Annotated in this window: 14 protein-coding genes; 5 read left to right on the top strand and 9 right to left on the bottom strand. The window is 74.6% G+C overall.

Annotation, left to right across the window (positions count from 1 at the left end; all coding sequences use genetic code 11):
• Positions 1 to 142: 142 nt before the first annotated feature.
• The 5 genes from QFZ64_RS12590 to QFZ64_RS12570 all read right to left on the bottom strand — a co-directional run bounded on the left by QFZ64_RS12590 (position 143) and on the right by QFZ64_RS12570 (position 6398).
• Entirely contained in the window at positions 143 to 1156 is a 1014-nt protein-coding gene (locus QFZ64_RS12590) for a glutamate ABC transporter substrate-binding protein (RefSeq protein ID WP_307065127.1), read from the bottom strand.
• A gap of 44 nt (positions 1157 to 1200) precedes the next feature.
• Positions 1201 to 2628: a hypothetical protein gene (locus QFZ64_RS12585; RefSeq protein ID WP_307065125.1), complete on the bottom strand. Its 1428-nt coding sequence runs from the start codon at positions 2626 to 2628 to the stop codon at positions 1201 to 1203.
• 195 nt (positions 2629 to 2823) lie between these two features.
• Positions 2824 to 3855, bottom strand: coding sequence for an N-acetylglucosamine kinase (locus QFZ64_RS12580; RefSeq protein WP_307065123.1), 1032 nt, complete (start codon positions 3853 to 3855; stop codon positions 2824 to 2826).
• On the bottom strand, positions 3852 to 5117 hold the full coding sequence (locus QFZ64_RS12575; protein WP_307065121.1) for a 6-phospho-beta-glucosidase: 1266 nt from the start codon (positions 5115 to 5117) through the stop codon (positions 3852 to 3854). Before QFZ64_RS12575 ends, QFZ64_RS12580 begins: the two co-directional genes overlap by 4 nt.
• A gap of 150 nt (positions 5118 to 5267) precedes the next feature.
• Positions 5268 to 6398: a mechanosensitive ion channel family protein gene (locus tag QFZ64_RS12570; protein ID WP_307065119.1), complete on the bottom strand. Its 1131-nt coding sequence runs from the start codon at positions 6396 to 6398 to the stop codon at positions 5268 to 5270.
• 333 nt (positions 6399 to 6731) lie between these two features.
• Here QFZ64_RS12570 and QFZ64_RS12565 point away from each other — a divergent pair, with 333 nt between their 5' ends.
• The gene (locus QFZ64_RS12565) at positions 6732 to 7268 is read left to right on the top strand and encodes an HNH endonuclease (RefSeq protein ID WP_307065117.1); all 537 of its coding nucleotides are present in this window, start codon (positions 6732 to 6734) and stop codon (positions 7266 to 7268) included.
• A 170-nt stretch (positions 7269 to 7438) separates the two neighbouring features.
• Here QFZ64_RS12565 and QFZ64_RS12560 read toward each other — a convergent pair whose 3' ends face one another.
• From QFZ64_RS12560 to QFZ64_RS12550, 3 genes are read right to left on the bottom strand one after another with little or no spacing between them, the layout of a single operon-like run.
• Positions 7439 to 8806 carry an ABC transporter permease gene (locus QFZ64_RS12560; protein ID WP_307065115.1) on the bottom strand — a complete coding sequence of 456 codons (1368 nt, stop codon included), beginning with the start codon at positions 8804 to 8806 and terminating at the stop codon, positions 7439 to 7441.
• Complete coding sequence (locus QFZ64_RS12555; RefSeq protein ID WP_307065113.1) at positions 8803 to 9546, bottom strand: ABC transporter ATP-binding protein; 744 nt, start codon at positions 9544 to 9546, stop codon at positions 8803 to 8805. The genes QFZ64_RS12560 and QFZ64_RS12555 overlap by 4 nt, the downstream gene beginning before the upstream one ends.
• Positions 9543 to 10076: a PadR family transcriptional regulator gene (locus QFZ64_RS12550; RefSeq protein ID WP_307065111.1), complete on the bottom strand. Its 534-nt coding sequence runs from the start codon at positions 10074 to 10076 to the stop codon at positions 9543 to 9545. The genes QFZ64_RS12555 and QFZ64_RS12550 overlap by 4 nt, the downstream gene beginning before the upstream one ends.
• A 197-nt stretch (positions 10077 to 10273) precedes the next feature.
• Between QFZ64_RS12550 and QFZ64_RS12545 the strand changes: the two genes are divergently transcribed.
• The 4 genes from QFZ64_RS12545 (at position 10274) to QFZ64_RS12530 (ending at position 14875) form a co-directional block, all read left to right on the top strand.
• Positions 10274 to 10573 (top strand): hypothetical protein, encoded by a 300-nt coding sequence (locus QFZ64_RS12545; RefSeq protein ID WP_307065109.1) that lies wholly within the window; start codon positions 10274 to 10276, stop codon positions 10571 to 10573.
• Entirely contained in the window at positions 10574 to 12781 is a 2208-nt protein-coding gene (gene malQ, locus QFZ64_RS12540) for a 4-alpha-glucanotransferase (protein WP_307065107.1), read from the top strand.
• A 97-nt stretch (positions 12782 to 12878) separates the two neighbouring features.
• Positions 12879 to 13115 carry a hypothetical protein gene (locus tag QFZ64_RS12535; RefSeq protein ID WP_307065105.1) on the top strand — a complete coding sequence of 79 codons (237 nt, stop codon included), beginning with the start codon at positions 12879 to 12881 and terminating at the stop codon, positions 13113 to 13115.
• A 263-nt stretch (positions 13116 to 13378) separates the two neighbouring features.
• Positions 13379 to 14875, top strand: coding sequence for an FAD-dependent monooxygenase (locus QFZ64_RS12530; protein WP_307065103.1), 1497 nt, complete (start codon positions 13379 to 13381; stop codon positions 14873 to 14875).
• A 90-nt stretch (positions 14876 to 14965) separates the two neighbouring features.
• Here QFZ64_RS12530 and pepN read toward each other — a convergent pair whose 3' ends face one another.
• The gene (gene pepN, locus QFZ64_RS12525) at positions 14966 to 17557 is read right to left on the bottom strand and encodes an aminopeptidase N (RefSeq protein ID WP_307065101.1); all 2592 of its coding nucleotides are present in this window, start codon (positions 17555 to 17557) and stop codon (positions 14966 to 14968) included.
• Positions 17558 to 17661 lie beyond the last annotated feature (104 nt).

Raw genomic sequence — 17661 nt, 5'->3', positions numbered from 1 at the left:
CGGGTTGTCCGCTTCGGTCGTCCGATCCCGTCCGTGCCGTTGTCTGTATCTGTGGTCCGTATCCGGTGGCGGTATTCGTATCCCGCGCCGGTATTCGTGATCAATGAGTTTCCGCCCGTTGTCGCGTGCCGGCCCGGCCCGCTCAGCGGTACGTGGGCGACGGCGGAGCGGACGGCGTCGGGTCCTCGCCCAGCGTGGCGGCGAGCCACTTCTCGTACGAGGCCCGCCAGCCGTCCCCGCGGTAGTCCTCGAGGACCCGGTTGACCCGGCGGACCAGGTCGTCGGCGTCCTTCTTCATGGCCACCCCGTAGTACTCGGTCGTGAACGGTTCGCCCTTGAGTTCCACCGTCGGATCCTGCGCGGCCTGGCTCGCCGCGAGCGCGCCGTCGGTGACGACCGCGTCGACCTGCCCCAGCTGCAACCGCACCAGGCAGTCGAGCTGGTTCGGCACGGTGACGGAGATGTCGGTGGAGGGCGGTATCCGCCCGCTGCGGCGGTCCGCCGTCAGCTGGGACAGCGCGGTGGACCCGGTCGCCGAGCACACCCTCCTGTGCGCGAGCGTGTCGTCGTACCCCGTGATGTCCGACGTCCTCGGGGCCAGCACCTGCTGCCCGGTCCGGAAGTAGGGCGCGGAGAACGCGACCTGCCTCAGCCGGTCGCAGGTGATCGTCATGGTGCGCACCACCATGTCGACGCGGCCCGAACGGATCGCGTCGATCCGCTCGTTGGTGGGGATCGCGCGGAACACCACGGCCTCCGGGTCGCCGAGGATCTCCCGCGCGATGCGCCGGGCCAGGTCGATGTCGAAGCCCTCCAGTTCGCTGCCGCCGCCGCGGTTCGGGTCGCGGTAGCCCCAGCGGTAGCTGTTCTGGTCGACGCCGACGACCAGTTTGGGGTGGGCACGCCTCTTGATGGCGTCGATGGTGGACCCGTCGGCGTCCGACGGCGACAGGCTCTGCCGCTCCGGGTCCTGGCACGAACGGGCGCTCGCCCGGACGCCCTCGGCGAGGCCCCCCGGACCCCCGGCGGTCTGGTCGGTCCCGCCCGCGCGGGCGAGCGGCAGCAGGACGAAGACGGCGGTCAGCACGAGGACGATGGCCATCGCCCCGACGCCGCCCCAGCCCTTCAGACCCGCCCGCAGGCGTCGTACACGCATTCCCGCTCCTCCTCCCACCGCTCCTCCTTCCACCGCTCTCCCCCTCACCGGTACTCCGAGAGCCGTCGGCCGATGCCCAGCACCGCGCCCGCCGCGCCCAGCACCGCCAGCACCGCCGCGCCGGCGGGCAGCCCGCCCAGCGCGTCGCGCCCGTCGGCCGCCGCCCGGTGGAACTCGCTCTCCTCGTGGTCGACGGCCCGGCCCAGGTTCTTGTCGACGCCGTCGAAGCACTCGCCCGTCGACTCGTCCCCCGCGCCGCCGATCACCTTGTCCAGCGCGCCCTGGTAGTCCCCGCCGTCGTCCGCCTCGCGGGCCACCGCGTGCCGCTGCCGCCACACCTTCATGTTCCCGGTGGCCGCCTCGACCGGCTCCCGGCCCGCACCGTCGTCGGCCAGCGTCCCGGCGTGCGCGAGACCCGCGGCGAGCGCCTTCATCTCCCGGCCGAAGTCGTAGTCGTACAGGTCGACGACGTCGCCGTCGGCCAGCGTCCTGGTCTCCGCGCCCCGGCTGACCAGCGTCAGGTTCTCGTTGCCGCGCGCGTTGAGCGAGGCGATCCGCGCGTCGTGCAACACGCTCAGCGAGCGGATGCCGTGCTCGTAGGAGGAGTCCAGGCCCGCGCGGGCCACGGTGTGGCCGACGGCCGTCCACAGCAGCACGACCGCCGAGGCCGCTGTCGCCGCGACCAGGCCCCGGTTGAGCACCCGGTTGGTGCGCCGGTAGTGGCGCCGCTGCGCCCAGGCCAGCGCGGCGAGCGCGGCGACGCCCAGCGCGAGCGCGAGCCAGGGGTACGGGGTGGCGTCCCCGTAGTCGGCGCGCAGCCGCTGGTTCTCCTTGGTGTACAGGTCCTGGGCGGCCGGCAGCATGCGGTCCTGCATCATCGCGTTCGCCGCGCGCAGGTAGGCGCCGCCCACCGGGTAGCCGAGCCGGTTGTTGGCACGGGCCCGCTCGATCAGGCCCTCGTACTGCGGCAGCAGCCGGTTGAGCTTCGCGATCGTCGCGGCGGCGGGCGAGCCGGGGTCGGCGGCGGCCGCGGCGGTGACCAGTTTGGTGGCGGCGGTCTCCAGGTCGCGCTCGTAGCGCGCGCGGGCCGCGGCCGGTTCCTGACCGCCCGCCAGGAAGCCGCTCGCGGCGGCGGTGTTGGCGTCGGCGAGCGAGCGGTAGATCTCGGCTGCGCCCGCGCTCAGCGGCTGACTGCGGTTCAGGACGTCGTCGGCGGCGGTGGCGCGGTCCGTCATCTGCCAGGCGGTGACGGCGCCGAACGCGACGACCAGCGCGGCGAGCAGGGCCCCGATGAGGCGCAGCCGGCCCGGTTCGGTGCCGGCGGCGTGCCGCAACCGGTCGAAGCCCTCCGCGAAGGCGGTGCGGCGGGGGGCGGTAGGGGCGACGGTGACGGTGGTGGCGGGGTCCGGGGAGGGCGACGCGGACGGGAGGCCCGGTGGTGCCGTGCCCCGCTGCCTCGAACTCGTCGTCACGCGACCTCCCCCGTGGTCAACCCGTCCCGGCGCCAGTATCGCCGCCCGGTGCCGTCCCCGAACAGGGCTCGGCACCGCGACGGGCCCACTGCCCCGCGGTGAGGAATACGCGTGCGGGCCGGGCACGGTTCCCCGGCCCGACCGGACCGCTCGGCCCCCGTGCCGGTTCACCGGGCCCGCGGGCCGGTGGCCGGCTCAGCCCCCGTGCCGGTTCCCGCCCCCCGACCCGCCCTCGAAGAAAGCCCGCACCCGCTCCTTCGCCTCCGCCGGCGCCCCCACGTGGTCCAGGCCCAGCAGGGCCGCGCCCAGGACCGGCGGGGAGGTCACCACCCGGGCGGTGGCCCGGGGGGCGCGCGCGGCGAGAAGGGTGCGGACCGCGTCGTCGAGCCGACGGTGCCGGGCCGCCAGCACGCTGCCGCCGAGCAGGACCGGCACCTCGGCCTCCAGCAGGTCCAGGCGGGCCAGGGCCACCGTCGCCATCGTCACCACCTCCTCGGCCAGCCGGTCCACCAGTGCCCGGGCGATCCGGTCGCCCGCCCCGGCGGTGGCGAACAGGACCGGGGACAGTTCGTGGCGGCGGCGCCCAGGGATCTCCCCGAGGTGCAGGGCCTGCAGGAGGTCGTACATCGTGGACAGCCCGAAGTGCGCGGGGAGCGTCCTGGCCAGCGCGGTGTCCTCGCCGCGACCGTCCTCGGCGCGCGAGGCGTACCAGAGCGACTCCTCCGCGAGCCCCCAGCCGCCGCCCCAGTCGCCCGAGAGCCGTCCGAGCGCCGGGAAACGGGCGGTACGGCCGTCGGGCCGCATGCCGACGCAGTTGATGCCGGCGCCGCAGACGACGGCGACCCCGTACGGCTCGGTGACCCCCGCCCGCAGGAGCGCGAACGTGTCGTTGCGCACCTCGGTCCGCGCGCCCCAGCCGCGCGCGTGCAGGGCGGTGCCGAGCCGCTCCTCCTCGACGGGGAAGTCGGCGTTGGCCAGGCACGCCGAGACGTGCGTGACCGCCGTCAGCCCGGCGGCGGCCAGCGCCTCCTTCACGGGGACGGCGAGGGCGTCCACCGCCGGGTCCACGCCCACCGCGGGCGGCCGGAAGCCCTCGCCCCGTGCGGTGCCGAGGACCCGCCCGTCGGCGGTCACCACGGCCACGTCCGTCTTGCTGTTCCCGGCGTCGACGGCGAGTACGGAGAGTGCGGAAGGTGCGGAAGAGGTGTCCGTGCCCCCTGTCGTCATGCCCACGGCAGGTGCTCCCGGTTGTGCGCGAGCAGGCGGTCGGTGAGGGCGTCGGCGTACGCGTACTGGCCGATCAGGGGGTGGGCGAGCAGCGCGCGGAAGACCCGGTCCCGGCCGCCGTGCAGGGCGGCCTCCAGAGCCAGATCCTCGTACGCGGTCACGTTCGCCATCAGCCCCGCGTACAGCGGGTCCACGGGGGCGACCGGCAGCGGCCGCGCGCCCCGCGCGCCGACCGCGGCCTGCGTCTCGATCACCGCGTCGTCGGGGAGGAAGGGCAGCGTGCCCCGGTTGAACGTGTTCACCACCTGGTACGGCGATCCCGCGCCGGCCAGCAGCGCGGCGGCGAGGTCCACCGCGGCCTCCGAGTAGTACGCGCCGCCGCGCCGGGCCAGTAGTTCCGGCTTCTCGTCCAGCGCCGGGTCGCCGTACATGCGCAGCAGTTCGCGCTCCATGTCCGCCACCTCCGCGGCCCGCGAGGGCTTGGTGCCGAGCTCCCGCACCACCTCGTCGTGGGCGTAGTAGTAGCGCAGGTAATAGGAGGGGACGGTGCCGAGGCGGTCCAGGAGGGGGCGGGGCAGCCGCAGGTCGGCGGCGACGGTGTCGCCGTGCTCGGTCAGCAGCTCGGCGAGGACGTCCTCGCCCTCGGGGCCGCCCAGGCGTACGCCCGTCTCCCAGGTGAGGTGGTTGAGGCCGACGTGGTCCAGGTGGACGCCGGCCGGTTCCACGCCGAGCAGCGCGGCGAACTTGCGCTGCAGCCCGATCGCCACGTTGCACAGACCGACCGCCCGGTGCCCCTCCTTGAGCAGGGCGCGGGTGACGATGCCGACGGGGTTGGTGAAGTCGATGATCCAGGCCCGCGGGTTGCGGCGGCGGACCCGCTCGGCGATGTCCAGGACCACCGGGACCGTGCGCAGCGCCTTGGCCAGGCCGCCCGCGCCGGTGGTCTCCTGGCCGACGCAGCCGCACTCCAGCGGCCAGGTCTCGTCCCTCTGCCGGGCCGCCTGCCCGCCGACGCGCAGCTGGAGGAGGACCGCGTCGGCGCCGTCGACGGCCGCATCCAGGTCGGAGGTGGTGACGATCCGGCCGCCGTGCCCCTGCTTCGCGAAGATCCGGCGGGCCAGGCCTCCCACCAGCTCCAGCCGGTCGGCGGCGGGGTCGACCAGCACCAGCTCCTCCACGGGCAGCGTGTCCCGCAGCCGGGCGAATCCGTCGATCAGTTCGGGGGTGTAGGTCGATCCGCCGCCGACCACGGTCAGTTTCATTCGGTACGCAGCCCTTCGCTCCGGTGACGGGGATCACGGTGTCACGAGCGGTGCGGTCCGGGCCACGGAGCGGGACGTCCCCTGCCACTTCGACGGACGTCCCTTGCCTGCTTCGGCGGACGTCCCTCGCCCACTTCGTCGGAGCCGTCCCTACTTCGGCGGGGCCGTCCGGGCCTGCGGGATCGGCTCCGCGGCCTGTGCCTGCGGGGACGCCGGGTCCGCGAGCGTGGCCGGCGCGGCCATCGCCGCCGTCGGGTCGGCCGGCTCCTCCTCCGGCGTGGCCGTCGCCCCGCCGACGATGCGGATGTCCGCCGCGTCGAACGCCCGCTTGATCCGCCAGCGCAGCTCCCGCTCGACCGTCACCGACTTCCCCGGCATCGTCTTGGCCGTGACGCGTACCACCATGGAGTCGATCAGCACGCTGTCCAGGCCGAGCACCTGGATGGGCCCCCACAGGAGCTCGTTCCAGGGCTCCTCCTTGCTCATCTTCTCGGCGACCGCGTCCAGGGTGGCCTTGAGCCGGTCCAGGTCCTCGTCCGCCCGGACGGTGACGTCGACGCCGGCGGTGGCCCAGCCCTGGGAGAGGTTGCCGATGCGCTTGATCTCGCCGTTGCGGACGTACCAGATCTCGCCGTTGTCGCCGCGCAGCTTCGTCACGCGCAGCCCGACCTCGATGACCTCGCCGGAGGCGACGCCCGCGTCGATGGTGTCGCCGACGCCGTACTGGTCCTCCAGGATCATGAAGACACCGGAGAGGAAGTCGGTGACCAGGTTGCGGGCACCGAAACCGATCGCGACACCGGCGACACCGGCGGACGCCAGCAGCGGGGCGAGGTTGATCTGGAACGCGCCGAGGATCATCAGCGCGGCCGTGCCGAGGATCAGGAAGGACGCCACCGAGCGCAGCACCGAGGCGATGGCGGCCGAGCGCTGCCGGCGCCGCTCGGCGTTGACCAGCAGACCGCCGAGGCCGCTGCCGTCCACGGTCTGGCCGGTGCGGTTCATCCGCTCGATCAGCTGGGTGACGGCCCGCCGCACCATCGCCCGCAGGACGACCGCTACCGCCAGGATCAGCAGGACCCGCAGCCCGATCGCGAGCCAGGTCGACCAGTTCTGCTCGACCCAGCCGGCCGCGTTGGTCGCGCCCTCCTGGGCGTCCTCGAACGTGGTCGTGGCCGCGTTCCCCGTCGAGGACGGGGAGGGGGACGGCGACGGCGCGGCGCCGGACGCGTGGAAGGCGGACGCCCGGAGGACGGACGCCGTAAGGGCGGACGGGGACACGACGGATACCTCCTGGTGCGGCCTGCCGCCGGCGCCGGACGGCCGTAGCGGTCGGCCGGCCGGCGTCGATCGGATCACGGGAAGGTCACCGGACGGGCAGGAGGCACCACACTAACGGGGCATGTTGAGCGGATTCCCTCCGATGTGGGGAGAAGAGACGGCGCTCACCTGCGTATGCGGGGAGCACGGTCCGGGAATCGCTTCGGGTGTGGTCGAAAACACTCCCAGCCCGTTACCGGCACATGGTGGCGCTTCCCGCAGCCATGAGGGGAGACTGACTACCTGTCGTCCCGGCGCGAGCCACGCGCCGCCGGCGTACCAAGGAGGCCATCCGTGCCGCATGTCCTGGTCCTCAACGCGTCGTACGAGCCCCTCGGCGTCGTACCGCTCCGCCGCGCACTCGTCCTCGTCCTGGAGAACAAGGCCATCAGCCTCGAGGAGTCCGGCGCCTTCCTGCACAGCGCGACCGTCACAGTCCCCGCACCCAGCGTGGTCCGGCTGAAGAGGTTCGTCCGGGTTCCCTACCGGGGGCCCGTGCCGCTGACCCGGCGGGCGCTGTTCGCCCGCGACGGAGGGCGGTGCATGTACTGCGGGGGCATCGCCACCAGCGTCGACCACGTCGTTCCGCGCAGCCGCGGGGGACAGCACGCGTGGGACAACGTGGTCGCCTCCTGCCGCCGCTGCAACCACGTGAAGGCCGACCGGCACCTCGTCGAACTGGGCTGGCGCCTGCGGCACAAGCCCGCCCCGCCGACGGGACTGGCCTGGCGCATCATCGGCACCGGCCACCGTGACCCCCGCTGGCTGCCGTACCTGCAACCGTACGGGGCGGACGACGCGCTGGCCCGCATCGACGGGATCTCGGCGTAGGGCGTCCGGCCCCTCGGACGGAGACCCGGCCCCTCGGACGGAGACCCGGCCCCTCGGACGGAGACCCGGCCCTCGGACGGAGACCCGGCTTCTTCGGACGGAAGCGGAGGCGGGGCGGGGTGCGGGGGACCCCGTACGCACGCCCCCGGCCCCGCCCCGGCCGCACACCGTCACTCGTGGCGCAGTTCTCCCGGCCGCACCCCCCGCTTCAGTCCCGGCACGGCCGTCGCCGCGGCGGCGACGCACGCGCCCCACACCAGCACCGGCACCGCGAGCGACTCCCACGGCAGGCCCCCGCCGCCCGCGAGCGCCGCGTACCCCCCGCCGAGCGCCAGGCCTCCGGCCCCGGCGAGAGCCACCCCGGGCGCCAGCGGCAGCGCCGTCTCCAGCAGCAGCGCCCGCACCAGCACCCCGCGCGGCACCCCTGCCGCGACCTGCGCGGCCGCCGCCCCCCGCCGCGTGGCCGGCGGCTCGGCGATGTGCACCGCGAGCCCCATCAGCGCGACCACGAGGGCGGCCGACAGCGCGGCGGCCGTCAGGTTCAACCCCGCCGTGTAGAACGACGCGTTCCCGGCCCCGCGACCGGTGTCCCCCTCGCTCAGCCCGTCGAGCAGCACCCGGCGCACGCCTACGAACCCGGTCCCCACCACCGTCACCAGCAGCACCGCCCCGTGCGCGCGGGCCGCCGCCCAGGGGTCCTGCCGCAGCCGTCCGGCGGCGATCAGCACCGCGGGGCGGCCGGTGCGCCCGGCCAGCCGTCGGCCCACCAGTCGGGCGGTGACCCCGGACAGCCCGACCGCGCCCGCGCCCGCCGACGTCACCACCGCGCACACCAGCAGCGCGGTCCACACGGCACCGTGCCGGGCCCCCGCCGTCACCAGGCCGAGCGCCGCGAGCGACAGCACCGACGCCGCACCCGCGCACACCAGGGCGGGGCCCCGACCGGTACGCGGCCGGGACCGCCGTACGACGCCCAACGGCGAGGCGATCACCCGCCGCAGCGCCAGGACCGCCACCAGCGCGCCCAGTACCGGCACCGCCACCGCGACCAGCGCGGCCCCCGCCCACATCAGGGCCGGCGGGCGCTGCCAGACGCGCAGCAGGAGCAGGACGCAGAACACGGTGGCGGCCGTGGAACCCGCCGCGCAGGCGAGCCCCGTCTCCAGCCCCGCGATCCGCCGCACGCGGCGCGCGGGGGCGCCCGCCAGCCGCAGCGCGGCCAGCCGCCGGTCCCGGTGCACCGCGCCGATCCGGGCGCACTGGCCGAGGAGGACGAGCACCGGGACCAGCAGGAGCAGCAGGGCGGCGACCACACCGCGGCGCTCCCCGGGCCGGTCCAGCAGACCGTGCGCGAACGGCACGCTCACCTGCCCGCGCGGCCCCGCGACGGCGAGCGCGGCCAACGCGCACCCGGCGACGAGGGCGGCGCCCGTTCCGGTCAGCAGCAGCCGCCACCACTCCCGCCGGTCGGACCCGCGCACCAGCGCGTGGGCCAGCCGCAGGTCGGCCCGTACCGTCGTCGCTCCCGGGGTGCTCATCGGCCCGCCCCCGCCGTGGCACCGGATCCGGTGACCGGCGAGGACGCCCACCCCGGCTCGTGCGCCAGGACCCCGTCCCGCAGCGCCACCTCGCGGTCCGCGTACGCCGCCACCTGCGCGTCGTGCGTGACCAGCAGCACCGCTGTGCCCGCCTCGCGGGCCGTGCGCACCAGGGCCGTCATCACCTGCTCGGTGGCCAGCGAGTCCAGCGCGCCCGTCGGCTCGTCCGCGAACACCACCCGCGGCGCCGTGACCAGCGCCCGGGCCAGTGCCACCCGCTGAGCCTGGCCGCCGCTGAGCTCGCCCGGCCGCAGTTCCATCCGCCCGCGTACGCCGAACCGCTCCAGCCACTCGCCCGCCCGTTCCCGCGCCGTCGCGCGGGAGGCGCCCGCCAGCAGGAGCGGCAGGGCGACGTTGTCGGCCGCCGTCAGCTCGGGGACGAGCTGGCCGAACTGGAACACCACCCCGAACTCCGTGCGCCGCAGTTCGCTCAGCCGGTGCTCCGGGAGCCGGTCGACGCGCTCGGCGCCGTAGCGCACCGCGCCCGAGTCGGGACGCGTGATGCCCGTGAGGCAGTGCAACAGCGTGGACTTGCCGCTGCCGCTGGGGCCCGTGACGGCGACGATCTCGCCGGCGCGCACCTCGATCGAGGCGCCGCGCAGCGCCGGTGTCGCGCCGTGCGCCTTGGTCAGGTCCTGGCCCGCCAGGAGCGGACTGTCCGTGCCGAGTGGATTGTTCATGTCGCGTGGACCTCCGCGGTCAACGTGGTGAGCCGGGCCGCCGTGGTCGTCATCCAGCGGAGGTCGGCGTCGAGGTGGTGGAGGGCGTAGTCGGCCGAGAGCACGGTCGCCAGATCGGCGCCGGGTGCCGTCTTCACCGCGGTGAGCTCACGCATCCGCGCCATGTGCGCGGCGCGCTGGTCCCGCAGGTAACCGGCGGGGTCGCCCGGGGCCAGGATCGCGACGACGACCTTGGCGAAGATCTCGTTCGTCACGAACGGCGCCGGGGGAGTGACGGCTCCCGCCCAGTGGGCCAGCTCCCGGCCGCCGGCCTCGGTGGAGCGGTACAGGGTGCGCTCGGGGCCGCCGTCGGAATCGGTCCCCTCGACCTGGGCGAGGCCGTCCCTGACCAGCCGTTGCAGCGTCGTGTAGACCTGCCCGTACGCCAGGGGACGTGCCTGGGGGAAGCGCTCGTCGTGCCGCCGCTTGAGGTCGTAGCCATGACTCGGCCCCGCGGCGAGCAGCCCGAGCAGGATGTGGCGGGTGCTCATGAAGATCAGTATGTACTTACGACATGTACTGAGTGAATAGTTGGGTCCCGCGCACCCGGAAGTGTGACGCGGAGCACGTTGTGCGGTGAGTTGCGTCTGCGGGTCCACCCTCGGGGTAGGGCTAAGTCCCATCCGCCAACCCGCCACGCGCGACGGGCCACGCCCACACCGGACCGTCCGATGACAAGGAGGCCCTCGTGGCCGCACCGGTACGCCTTCTCTTCCCCGCCCAGTCCAAACGCCCGGCGGACCGGTCCGCCGGGGCCGCCGAGTCCGCCGAACCCGCCGAGCCGACCGAACCCACTGTGCTCGACCTGTGCATGCTCAGCTCGGAGAGCAGCTGCGCCGAGGCGCCGCTGACCAGCGAACCGCCGCTGCCCGACTTCGAACCCCTCACCAGCGAACCGCCGTTGTCCGACGCGGCCCCCCTGACCAGCGAACCCTCCGTCGTGGGCGCCGGACCGACCGGGGCGTGCGCGGACCCCTCGGAGCTGTAGATGCCGCCGGCCGAGCGGGACGAGACGCCGACGGGGGCCGAACCCGACGCGACGCCGACCGGGGCGGAGTCCGGCGACACGCCGACCAGGGCGGCACCAGAGGGCACGCCGCCGACCGGGGCGCCCCCCGACGACACCCCGTTGGCCAGGCTGGCCGGCCTCCACGGCGTCGCCGCCTCCTACCGCCCCTCCCCGGACCGTACGGTCGCCGCCTCGGACCGTGCCGTGCGCGCCGCACTGGCCGCCCTCGGCGTCGACGCGGGCGACCCCGACGCCGTGCGCCGCGCCCTCGACACGCGCGAGGCAGAGCTGCGGGAGCGGCTGCTGCCGCCGACGGTCGTGCGGTGGCTGCCCGGCCCGGAGGACGAGTCGGCGGCGCCGGACGCCCTCGCCGCGCTACCACCCGGCACCCGGCTGCGCGTCGACACCGAGCAGGGCGAATCCCGCGACGGGGCCGACGACCTCCCGCCCGGAGTGCACACGCTGCACGCCACCGCCCCGGACGGCCGCACCGCGACCGCGCACCTCGTCGTCGCCCCGCCCCGGCTGCCCGCCCCGCCCGGCCGCACCCACGGACTCCTCGTCCAGCTCTACTCCCTGCTGTCCGAGCGCTCCTGGGGCATGGGCGACCTCGGCGACCTCGCCGAGCTCACCGCCTGGGCCGGCCGGACGCTCGGCGCCGGATTCGTGCAGGTCAACCCGTTGCACGTGGCCGTGCCCGGCGCACCCACCGACCCCTCCCCGTACCGGCCCTCCTCCCGCCGCTACCCCGACCCGGTCCACCTGCGGGTGGAGGACGTGCCCGAGTACCCCTACGCCGACGACCCCGGCCGCCTCGCCGCACTGCGCGCGGCGGCCGCCCGGCTGCGCGCCGCCGTCCTGCACGAGGACGCGCTCATCGACCGCGACGCCGTCTGGGAACTGAAACGGCAGGCCCTCGAACAGATCCGCACCGCCCCCCTCGGCCCCGGCCGCGGCGCCGCCTACGCCGACTTCCTCGCCCGGGAGGGCCAGGCCCTGGAGGACCACGCGACCTGGTGCGCGCTGGCCGAGGTGCACGGCCCCGACTGGCACCGGTGGCCCCGGCCGCTTCGCGGCCCCCGCTCGGCCGAGACCGCCCGGGTGCGCGGCGAACTCGTCGACCGGGTCGACTTCCACAGCCGGCTCGCCTGGCTCACCGACGCCCAGCTCGCCGCCGCCCAGCGCTCCGCGCGCGACGCCGGCATGGCGATCGGGCTCGTGCACGACCTCGCCGTCGGCGTCCACCCCGGCGGCGCCGACGCCTGGGCGCAGGCCGACCACTTCGCCGCCGGCATGTCGGTCGGCGCCCCGCCCGACGCCTTCAACGCCCGCGGCCAGGACTGGGGACTGCCGCCCTGGCGCCCCGACCGGCTGGCCGCCTCCGGCTACGCCCCCTACCGCCGTCTGCTGCGGGCCCTCCTCCGGCACGCCGGCGCCCTCCGCATCGACCACGTCATGGGCCTGTTCCGGCTCTGGTGGGTGCCGCAGGGGCAGCCGCCCACCGAGGGCACCTACGTCCGCTACGACGCCGACGCCATGCTCGCGATCCTCGTCCTGGAGGCCTCGCGGGCCGGTGCCCTGGTGATCGGCGAGGACCTCGGCACCGTGGAGCCCGGTGTGCGCGAGGCGCTGCAGAGGCGCGGGGTGCTCGGCACGTCCGTCCTGTGGTTCGAGCGGGACTGGACCGGGGACGGCCGCCCGCTGCCCCCCGAGCGCTGGCGCACCGACTGCCTGGCCACCGCCACCACCCACGACCTGCCCTCCACCGCCGCCCGCCTCACCGGCGACCACGTCGACCTGCGCGACCGTCTCGGCCTGCTGACCCGCCCGGTGGAGGAGGAGCGCGCCGAGGCATCGGCGGACGTCGCCGAGTGGCTGGCCCTGCTCGACCGGCTCGGCCTGCTGGAGGGCGCCGGCGGCGGGCTGCCCGAGCTGCGGGAGGAGGCCGAGATCCAGGCACTGCACCGGTTCCTGATGCGCACCCCGGCCCGCTTGGTCGGCGTCTGGCTCCCCGACGGGGTCGGCGACCGGCGCCCGCAGAACCTGCCCGGTACCTGGGACCAGTACCCCAACTGGCGGCTGCCGATCGCCGACGCCGACGGCCGCCCGGTCACGCTGGAGGAGCTGGCCGCCTCCCCCCGCGTCCGCGCGCTGACGGACGTACTGCGCGAGCGGGGGGAGCGGTGACCGGAGCGGCGACGCCGGCGCGGCCCGCCGGGCCCGGCCGCGTGCCGTACGGCACCCCGGGCGCGCGGGGCGTGCGGCCGTTCGCTACGTTTGCACCGTGGACAAGAAGAACGCCCTGCGCGCCGGCGCCCTGGCCGCCGGTACGACGCTGATGATGCTGCTCATGTCGTCCCCCGCGCTCGCGCTGGCCCGCGACGACGGCGACGACCCCGGCCAGGGCCTCAGCGTCGGCGAGACGCTGGGACTCTACGTCGCCGCGCCGCTCGTGCTGTTCGCGGTCATCGCCGGCCTGGTGATGGTCCTGGACAAGTCCCACAAGCAGGAGCAGCGCTGACGCCGCCGAACTGACCCAAGGGCTGACGCGACGGGACCGGCACGGCCCGGTCGACGCGACCCTTCCGTCGAGGGAGTCCGCACACCACACGGTGCGCGGGCTCCCTCGTCGCGTTTCCACGGCGCAGGCCGGCGCACATAGGTCCACGCATGTTTGCCAACAACTGTTGACGTCCCGGCCGTTCGCCCCTAAGTTGGCGAACAAGCGTTGGCCCACACCCGTTGGCCTACAGGCGCGGACGCGCAGACCTTGGTGAGGCAGTCATGACGGACCAGTCCCGCACCACCCGTACCAGCCCCGTTCCCGTTCCCGCCCCCCGCGTGCTCGTCGTCGGCGCCGGGCCGACCGGGCTGCTGCTCGCCGGGGACCTCGCCCTCGCCGGGGTCCCCGTCACCCTCGTCGAGAAGCGCCCGCGGCGGATCAGCAACCTCTCCCGCGCCTTCGTCCTGCACGCCCGCACGCTGGAACACTTCGACGCCCGCGGGATCGCCGACGACATGGAGGCCACCGGGCGGCAACTCGCCGACATCGGCCTCTTCGGCCGCCTCTCCGTCCGCCTCGACGAACTCCCCTCCCGCTTCAACCACCTGCTCGTCGTTCCGCAGTACGAGGTGGAGAAGGTGCTGCTGCGGCGCGCCGAGGAGGCCGGGGTGGCCTTCCGGTACGACACCGAGGTGACCGGCCTCGCGCAGGACGGCGACGGCGTCACCCTCACGGTGCGCGGTCCCGGCGGGGAGGACGAGGGGGAGCCGCTGCGCGCGGAGTACGCCGTCGGGACGGACGGGATGCGCAGCGCGGTGCGGCAGGCGGTGGGGCTGCCGTTCCCGGGCCGCTCGGTCATCCGCTCCGTCGTGCTGGCCGACGTACGGCTCGGCGAGGAGCCGGAGAACCTCCTCACCGTCAACGCGAACGGCGACGCCTTCGCCTTCCTCGCCCCGTTCGGCGACGGCTACCACCGCATGATCGGCTGGCGGCGGGGGCGCGACGTCGCCGACACCGCGCCGCTCGGTCTGGACGAGGTCAAGGAGATCACCCGGCTCGCCCTCGGCCACGACTACGGCATGCGCGACGCCCGCTGGATGTCCCGCTTCCACAGCGACGAACGGCAGGTACCGGACTACAGGGTCGGCCGGGTCTTCCTCGCCGGGGACGCCGCCCACGTGCACACCCCGGCCGGCGGGCAGGGCATGAACACCGGGCTGCAGGACGCCGCCAACCTCGGCTGGAAACTCGCCGCGGTGCTGCACGGCCACGCCGGCCCCGGCCTGCTCGACACCTACCAGGCCGAACGGCACCCGGTCGGCCGGGCGGTCCTGCGCAGCAGCGGCGGCATCGTGCGGCTGGCGATGGCCAAGCGGCCGTGGACCCGCGCACTGCGCGCCGGTCTGACCACCTTCCTCGACCACTGCGGCCCCGCCCGCCGGCGTCTCGCCGGCCAGGTCACCGGCATCGACCACGCCTACGCCGCCCCGCGCGGCGCCCACCGGCTGACCGGCAGGCGGGTCCCGGACGTCGCCCTGGAGGGCGGCACCCGGCTGTACGAGTCCCTGCGCGGGGGCCGCTTCGTGCTGGTCCTGCCGCGCGGCGAGGAGACACCCGGCACCGCCGGCCGCGAGGACCGCCTCGCGGTCCGGCACTGGACGAGCCCCCGCCGCACCACCCTCCTGGTCCGCCCCGACGGCCACACGGCCTGGGCCGCGAACGCACCCGCGTCCGCGGCCCGGTTGAAGGACATCCTCGCGACCCACGTCGGCCCATGAAGGGGCGCGGGGAACCGCGCGTCCCCAGGGGGTCCGGGGGCGGAGCCCCCGGGGGACGGGAAGGGTAAGGGCGGCGGGGGGCGAAAACCCCTACCGCCCGGCCCCCGCGTCCACCCCCTGCGCCCGCAACGCCCGCTCCACCCCGGCCCGCGCCTCGGACATCAGCCTCCGCAGCGCCGCGTTCGGCCCCGCCGAAGCCAGCCACGCGTCCGTCTTCTCCAGCGTCTCCCGCGTGACGTGCACCGAGGGGTACAACCCCACGACCACCTGCTGCGCCATCTCGTAGGACCGCGACTCCCACACGTCCTCGACCGCCGCGAAGTACCGGTCCACGTACGGCGCCAGCAGCTCCCGCTGATCCGTCTGCACGAACCCCGCGATCACCGCCTCCTGCACCGCGTTCGGCAGCTTGTCGGACTCCACGACCGAGGCCCACGCCTCCGCCTTGGCCTCCTGGGTCGGCCGCGCCGCCCGCGCACTCGCCGCGTGCCGCTCACCGGCCGCCGTGCGGTCCCGCTCGTACTCGCCGGCGATCTCGTTCTCGTCGAACCGCCCGACCGCCGCCAGGCGCTGCACGAACGCCCAGCGCAGCTCGGTGTCAACGGTCAGGCCCTCCACGGTGTGCGAACCGTCGAGCAGCGCCTCCAGCAGGTCGAGCTGCTCCGGCGTACGGGCGGTCGCGGCGAACGCGCGCGCCCAGGCGAGCTGGTGGTCGCTTCCCGCCTCGGCCGACCGCAGGTGGGCCAGCGTGGCATCGGTCCACCGGGTGAGCAGCGCCTCGCGGGCGCCGGGGTCGGCGTACAGGTCGACGGCGAGCTTGACCTGGCGGTGCAGCGACTGCACCACACCGATGTCGGACTCCTTGCCGATGCCGGACAGCACCAGGGACAGGTAGTCGCGGGCGGCGAGTTCGCCGTCGCGGGTCATGTCCCACGCCGACGCCCAGCACAGGGCGCGCGGCAGCGACCACTCGAAGTCGCCCAGGTGCTCGGTGACGAACGCCAGCGACTCCTCGTCGAGGCGGACCTTGGCGTACGACAGGTCGTCGTCGTTGAGCAGGACGACCGCCGGGCGGCGCCGGCCCACCAGCTGCGGCACGGCGGTGAGCTCGCCGTCGACGTCCAGCTCGATCCGGCCGTCCTCGGCGCGCACCAGCTTGCCCGTCGTCCCGTCGACGTCGTAGAGGCCGATCGCGATGCGGTGCGGCCGCAGCACGGCCTCGCCCTTCGCGCCGGCGGGCAGCGCCGGGGCCTCCTGGCGGACGCCGAAGGAGGTGATGACACCCTCGGCGTCGGTCTCGATCTCGGGGCGCAGGATGTTGATTCCGGCCGTCTGCAGCCACTTCTTCGACCAGGTGCTCAGGTCGCGCCCGGAGGTCTCCTCCAGCGCGCCCAGCAGGTCGGACAGGCGCGTGTTGCCGTACGCGTGGCGCTTGAAGTACGCCTGCACGCCCTGGAAGAACTCGTCCATGCCCACGTACGCCACGAGCTGCTTGAGCACACTGGCGCCCTTGGCGTAGGTGATGCCGTCGAAGTTGACGAGCACGTCCTCGAGATCGTTGATCTCCGCCATGATCGGGTGCGTGGAGGGGAGCTGGTCCTGCCGGTACGCCCAGGTCTTCATCTGGTTGGCGAAGGTGGTCCACGACTGCGGCCACTTCGTGCCCGGCGCGTGCGCGAGGCAGGCGGCCTCGGCGTAGGTGGCGAACGACTCGTTCAGCCACAGGTCGTTCCACCACTCCATGGTGACCAGGTCGCCGAACCACATGTGGGCCAGCTCGTGCAGGATCGTGGCGGCCCGGCCCTCGTACGCCGCGTCCGTCACCTTGGAGCGGAAGACGTACTGGTCGCGGAAGGTGACCGCGCCCGCGTTCTCCATCGCGCCCGCGTTGAACTCCGGTACGAAGAGCTGGTCGTACTTCTTGAACGGGTACGCGTAGTCGAACTTCTCCTGGAACCAGTCGAAGCCCTGCCGGGTCACGCCGAAGATCGCGTCCGCGTCGAGGAACTCGGCGAGCGAGGGCCGGCAGTAGATGCCGAGCGGGACGGACTGCCCGTCCTTCTCGTAGACGCTGTGCACGCTGTGGTACGGGCCGACGATCAGCGCGGTGATGTACGTCGAGATGCGCGGCGTCGGCTCGAACACCCAGAGGTTGTCGCTGACGGTACTGGGGTCGGGCGTCGGCGAGTTGGAGATGACGGTCCAGCCCTCGGGCGCCCGCACGGTGAACTGGAAGGTCGCCTTCAGGTCCGGCTGCTCGAAGTTGGCGAACACCCGGCGGGCGTCGGGCACCTCGAACTGGGTGTAGAGGTAGGCCTGGTCGTCGACCGGGTCGACGAACCGGTGCAGGCCCTCGCCGGTGTTGGTGTACGCGCAGTCGGCCACGACCCGCAGGACGTTGGGGCCCTCCAGCAGCCCGCGCAGCGCGATCCGGGAGTCGGCGAAGACCTCGGCGGGATCCAGCGCGTCACCGTTGAGGGTCACCTCGTGCACGGCCGGGGCGATCAGGTCGGCGAACGAGTCCGCGCCGGACTCGGCCACGTCGAAGCGCACCGTGGTCACGGACCGGTAGGTCCCCCCCTCCTGGGCGCCCGAGAGGTCGAGGTCGATCTCGTAGGAGTCGACGGTGAGCAGCTTCGCCCGCGTCCGTGCCTCTTCGCGGGTCAGGTTGGTGCCAGGCACGCGGTCATCTCCTCCATATGTGTCGGTTCCGTCATCCTTCCACGATCGGTACGGCGATGGCTGCCGGGAGTTCGTGGAAGGGCCGGCCGGCCGGACACGTCGAG

The sequence above is a fragment of the Streptomyces sp. B3I8 genome (assembly GCF_030816915.1).
Taxonomy (GTDB): domain Bacteria; phylum Actinomycetota; class Actinomycetes; order Streptomycetales; family Streptomycetaceae; genus Streptomyces.
The sequence above is the reverse complement of the archived record's forward strand: the minus strand, read 5'-3'. Positions and strand labels throughout refer to the sequence as shown.